The 4,878-nt window shown below is 67.9% G+C and carries 5 protein-coding genes and 1 tRNA gene; 2 read left to right on the forward strand and 4 right to left on the reverse strand.

Features of this window, described 5'->3' with window-relative positions; genetic code table 11:
• Positions 1–848 (reverse strand): esterase-like activity of phytase family protein (locus ACWDTP_RS37375; RefSeq protein ID WP_450028255.1); only part of this gene is annotated, 848 nt, incomplete at its 3' end.
• Positions 848–1,579 (reverse strand): VIT1/CCC1 transporter family protein, encoded by a 732-nt coding sequence (locus ACWDTP_RS37380; protein WP_450028256.1) that lies wholly within the window; start codon positions 1,577–1,579, stop codon positions 848–850. The genes ACWDTP_RS37380 and ACWDTP_RS37375, both read right to left, overlap by 1 nt.
• An 80-nt stretch (positions 1,580–1,659) precedes the next feature.
• On the opposite strand from ACWDTP_RS37380, the gene ACWDTP_RS37385 reads away from it, so the two are divergent.
• Positions 1,660–3,582: an acyl-CoA dehydrogenase family protein gene (locus tag ACWDTP_RS37385; RefSeq protein WP_450028257.1), complete on the forward strand. Its 1,923-nt coding sequence runs from the start codon at positions 1,660–1,662 to the stop codon at positions 3,580–3,582.
• 6 nt (positions 3,583–3,588) lie between these two features.
• Here the strand turns inward: ACWDTP_RS37385 and ACWDTP_RS37390 are convergent, their stop codons facing one another.
• Complete coding sequence (locus ACWDTP_RS37390; RefSeq protein WP_450028258.1) at positions 3,589–4,083, reverse strand: LppP/LprE family lipoprotein; 495 nt, start codon at positions 4,081–4,083, stop codon at positions 3,589–3,591.
• A gap of 167 nt (positions 4,084–4,250) precedes the next feature.
• Here ACWDTP_RS37390 and ACWDTP_RS37395 point away from each other — a divergent pair, with 167 nt between their 5' ends.
• Positions 4,251–4,565, forward strand: coding sequence for a hypothetical protein (locus tag ACWDTP_RS37395; RefSeq protein WP_450028259.1), 315 nt, complete (start codon positions 4,251–4,253; stop codon positions 4,563–4,565).
• A 14-nt stretch (positions 4,566–4,579) separates the two neighbouring features.
• On the opposite strand, the gene ACWDTP_RS37400 is transcribed toward ACWDTP_RS37395, so the two are convergent.
• Positions 4,580–4,655, reverse strand: a tRNA-Asn gene (locus ACWDTP_RS37400).
• Positions 4,656–4,878: the final 223 nt, after the last annotated feature.

Raw genomic sequence — 4,878 nt, forward strand, 5'->3', positions numbered from 1 at the left:
ACACAAAACACTTCTCCCCCCCCCCCCTTTATTGGTATACCAACCCCCCGCTGCGTGGGGCGGTGGGGGGCCACATCTCCCGCCCGCGGGTTGCGGCCGCCGGGCCCGGCGGCGACCGGGTCCAACGGATAGGTGTACTGGGCGTCGGCGGCGCCGGTTTCGACGTCGAACCGGGTGATCCGGGTGCGGGCCCCGTGCTGCTCGTCGGGCAGCGGCCCGTCCTCTGCTCCCGGCCCTTCCAGCGCGGCCCACAGATAGCGGCCGTCGGGGGTGAGCGAAAGCCCTTCCAGCGCCTTGTTCTGCCGGGGCCCGCGGTCCGGGACGGCCATCGTCAGCTCGGGTGGCAGCGCGAACTCCCCGCGGTATCCGCCGTCGAGCCCCGCGATACGCACCCACGGGTCCAGCCGGGTGCCGTCGTCGCGCCGCTCCCCCTCGCTGCTCCAGTACAGCTGCTGCCTGCGCCCGTCGAAGGCGATGCCTTCCGGGTCCGGTGGCACCACCGGCGGCCTGGCCGCGGCGTCCAGCGGGGCGAACGGCCCGCCGTCACGGTCCAGCCATGGCCGGGTACCGACCACGTCGACACGGTCGATACCGTTGTCCGACAGCGAGATCCGGGCGGTGTAGAAGCGCGCCGGATTCTTCGCCGAGCGGTCGTCGCTGACGATGTAGTACAGGTCGTGCGCCGCGTCGTAGCTGATCCCGGACAGGCCGCCGATCATGGTGCCGTCCAGCGTGGCGCCATGCGGGATCTGACGCTGGTCCAGGTAGGCCAATCCCGGTTCGGCGCCCGCGGGCGACCCACAGCCGGCCAGCAGCAGCACACCGGCCAAGAGTGTTCGGCGCAGCATCAGGTGGTGACCGTGCCGATGAGGGTGCCCACGACGTAGGTGGCCGCGATCGCGACGGCGCCGAATACCAACTGGCGCATCGCGGCGACGGCCACCGGCTTGCGGGTGAACCGTGCGGCCAGGCCGCCCGCGATCAGCAGGCCCACCCCACCGCACGCCAACCCGGCCCACAACGATTCGAAGCCGAGCAGATACGGGATCAGCGGGATGACGGCACCGATCGCGAACATCAGGAACGACGACAACGCCGCCGTCCGCGGCGACGGCTTCTCCCGGGGATCGACACCGAGCTCCTGCACCAGATGGAAGTTCAGCGCCCGGTTCTCGTCGCGGTGGATCTCCTCGGTGGCCTTGGTCGCGGTGTCCTCCGACATTCCCATATCCCTCAACATCGAGACCAGTTCGGCGCGTTCGGCCTCGGGCTGTTTACGGAAGGACCGCCGCTCCACCCTTACCTCGGAGTCGATCTGCTCATTGGCCGTCGTGACCGAGGTGAACTCCCCCAGCGCCATCGAGAAGGCTCCGGCGAGCAGCCCCGCCACACCGCTGAGCACCACGGTCTTGGCGCTCGCACTGGCCGCCACACCGGCAATCAGCGCGGTATTGCTGACCAGTCCGTCCATGGCGCCGAAGGTGGCCGCGCGCAGCCAGCCACCGGTGACATCGGCGTGTTTGTGGTCGATCACGTGGGGCAGGCCGGTCGGTGACAGCGGCTCGGGCCGTTCGGTCATGGCTAGATTCAACGCCGGTCAGTCTGACCCGTTTAACTCAGGTTCACCTGCGTCGGGCCACCAGCAGGTTACGGTCGGGTATGACCACCACTGCCGAGCATCTTCGCAATACGCTGGACGGCCGCTGGCGCGACGTCAAGAACGCCCTGCGGGCCGACCTGTCCAACGAGGTCTTCCGCCCGCACTACACGCCGAACACCACCATCGCGCGGGCCAAGGTGGCCGAGCAACTCAAGATCATGGCGTCCAAGGGTGCCGCCGAGGACGGTTTCCGCAAGGAACACGGCGGCAACGGCGACGTCGGCGCGGCCATCATCCAGATCGAGATGCTGGCCATGTCCGACCTGTCCCTGATGGTCAAGGCCGGCGTGCAGTGGGGGCTGTTCGGCGGCGCCATCGAGAATCTCGGCACCGAGCGGCATCACAAGGCCTACGTGCGCCGGCTCATCGACCTCGATCTGCTCGGCTGTTTCGCGATGACCGAGACCGGGCACGGCAGCGACGTGCAGTCCCTGGAGACCACCGCCACCTACGATCCGGAGACCCAGGAATTCGTGATCCACTCGACCACCCCGAACGCGCGTAAGGATTACATCGGCGGCGCCGCCGAAACAGCGCGCGTCGCAGCGGTTTTCGCGCAGCTGATCACAGCTGACGGCGAGGGTCACGGTGTGCACTGCTTCGTGGTGCCGATCCGCGACGATATGGGCAACGACATGCCCGGCGTGACCACATCGGACTGCCACTACAAGGGTGGCCTGCCCGGTGTGGACAACGGCCGCATCGTGTTCGACAACGTTCGGGTGCCGCGGGAGAACCTGCTCAACCGGTACGCCGACGTCTCACCCGACGGCAGCTACAGCTCGCCGATCGAGAACCCCGGCCGGCGGTTCTTCACCATGCTCGGCACCCTGATCCGCGGCCGGGTGACGGTCGGCGGCAGCGCGGCCGCCGCAGCCCGCGTGGCACTCGACATCGCCACCCGATATGCGTTGGAACGCAGGCAGTTCGAAGCCCCGAAGAGCGACGAGGAAGTCCTCATCATGGACTATCTCGTACATCAGCGCCGGCTGCTGCCGCTGATCGCCAAGTCCTACGCACTGCAGTTCGCCCAGAACGAACTGGTGGCCAAGTGCCACGAACTGCAGACCTCCGACAATCCCGATGCCGAGGAACAACGTGAGCTCGAGGCCAGGGCCGCCGGGCTCAAAGCGGCCAACACCTGGCACGCCAGCCGGGCCATCCAGGAGGCACGGGAAGCCTGCGGCGGCGCGGGCTACCTCGCGGAGAACCGGCTGATCGCACTGCGCGCCGACACCGACGTGTTCACCACCTTCGAGGGTGACAACCACGTGCTCACCCAGCTGGTGGCCAAGGAACTGCTGACCGCCTACGCCGACGACATCAAGGGCATGAGCCCGGCGGAGTGGGTGCGGTTCGCGGCCAACTTCGCCGGCGAGCGTCTCCTCAAACGCACCTCGGCCGAGACCATCATCCAGACCGTCCTCGACACCCGCCAGGACAACGAGGAAGAAGGCAGCCTGTTCAACCGCGGCACCCAGGTCAAGATGTTCGAGGACCGTGAGGAGTACATGATCGCCTCGGTGGCTCGCCGTCTGCAGGGCAAGTCCAAGGAGATGTCGGCGTTCGAGGCGTTCAACGCCGTACAGGACCATGTGCTGCACGCCGCGAGCGCCCACATCGACCGGATCATCATGGAGGCCTTCGTCGCGGGCATCGACGCCTGCGAGGACGACACCGCGCGCGAACTCCTCGAAGACGTCTGCGACCTGTACGCGCTTTCGGTGATCGAGGACGACAAGGCCTGGTTCATGGAGCACCGGTATCTGTCCACCGAGCGGGCCAAGGCCGTCACCCGCGGGATCAACGAACGCTGCCGGTCGCTGCGCCCGCACATCGAGGCGCTGGTCGACGGCTTCGGCATCCCCGAGCAGCTGCGCTACGCGGCCATGCTCGACCCCGCCGAGCTGCTCAACGGCTGAGAGGCCTCAGGGCTGCGGGACGGGGTCGACGGCGACCAGTTTGCCGTCGTGCCCGATCCGGAACCGCACGGTCGCGATGCCGGTCGGCGCCTTCGGCGAGTCGTGGCCCTGCTGCCACTGATAGTTCACCACCACGGTGTCGTCGGCGTTGGACACGACGGCGATATAGGGCCGCGGTTCGGGGGTCGCGGGGCCCAGCGGGGTCTGGCGGTCGAAGAACAACAACTGACCGGGACTGTTGGGTTCGGGGTTGGTCTGCCCGACCTGCACCCAGTACAACCGGCAGTTGGCCGTGTGCCCGTCCTTGAGCTGCGTCCACTCCGAACCCGCCTTCGGCACGGGCAGCCCGGCGATCTCCTGGGCAACCGTATCGGCGCTCGGCCCGTCGGCCGGGGTGCAGGTGTCGGGTTTGGGCGGCGGCGCCGACGACGGGCCCCACCCGCACCCCGCGGCGAGAAAACCCATGGACAGCAGCACCGCGCTCAGCCGGGACAACCGCATGCCATGAGCTTACGGGCCGGACCCGAGATGTCGGCGCAACGCGCGACGGCGTTGCGGGGCGGTATCGACGCACCATCGGAGCGCCCTGCGGGGCCGAACGGTTCAGGTCCACAAAGCGGACCAATCGCCTACAGTGACTGCGCTGCCGCCAACCTAAGGAGACGTCGATGGCCTGGTTCCTCGCCATGGAAGGCCCCGCCAACAAGGCCGTGCTCTACCAGCTTCAGGACACGGTGGACACCCGGGCACTGGCCGAGGAGATGATGAGTTCGGCGACCCTGAACCGGCCGGTCGCGGTCCCGGCCGTGCTGCAGAACAACCGGCAGCATGTGACCGTCTACGTGCGGCCCGCCGCATGGGGTGTGTGGACGTTCTACCAGCTGACCGAGGAGGAGCGGAAAGCGCTCGCCACGGCGAGCAATCCGCTGGTGGAGGCGCTGAACCAGGCCGCCCGCCAGCAGCAGGCCAAACCCCAGAGGTGACAGTTCTGGGATTGTGGCTCCCCCGATTGGACTCGAACCAATAACCGCCCGATTAACAGTCGGGAGCTCTGCCAATTGAGCTACAGGGGACTACCTTCCGCAGATCTGCTCCGCGGACCGAGCGTTGACTCTAGCGTACCGACCGCCGCTGCCGCCAATGCGCTCCCGGGCGGGCGTGCCGGGCCGTCGGTGAGGCAGGATGGAGTCACACACTTCGTCTGGGAAGCCCGTCGCGTTGGAAGGAATACTGTGATCCGCTACGCCGCCGTGATCGCCGTCGGCTACGTGCTTGGCGCGAAAGCCGGCCGCCGCC

The organism is Mycobacterium sp. NPDC003449, assembly GCF_053588415.1.

Excerpts from the sequence above, each read along its gene's own strand:
- ACWDTP_RS37385 (WP_450028257.1), top strand. The coding sequence starts at position 1,660 with ATGACCACCACTGCCGAGCATCTTCGCAATACGCTGGACGGCCGCTGG.
- ACWDTP_RS37395 (WP_450028259.1), top strand. The coding sequence starts at position 4,251 with ATGGCCTGGTTCCTCGCCATGGAAGGCCCCGCCAACAAGGCCGTGCTC.
- ACWDTP_RS37390 (WP_450028258.1), bottom strand. The coding sequence starts at position 4,083 with ATGCGGTTGTCCCGGCTGAGCGCGGTGCTGCTGTCCATGGGTTTTCTC.
- ACWDTP_RS37380 (WP_450028256.1), bottom strand. The coding sequence starts at position 1,579 with ATGACCGAACGGCCCGAGCCGCTGTCACCGACCGGCCTGCCCCACGTG.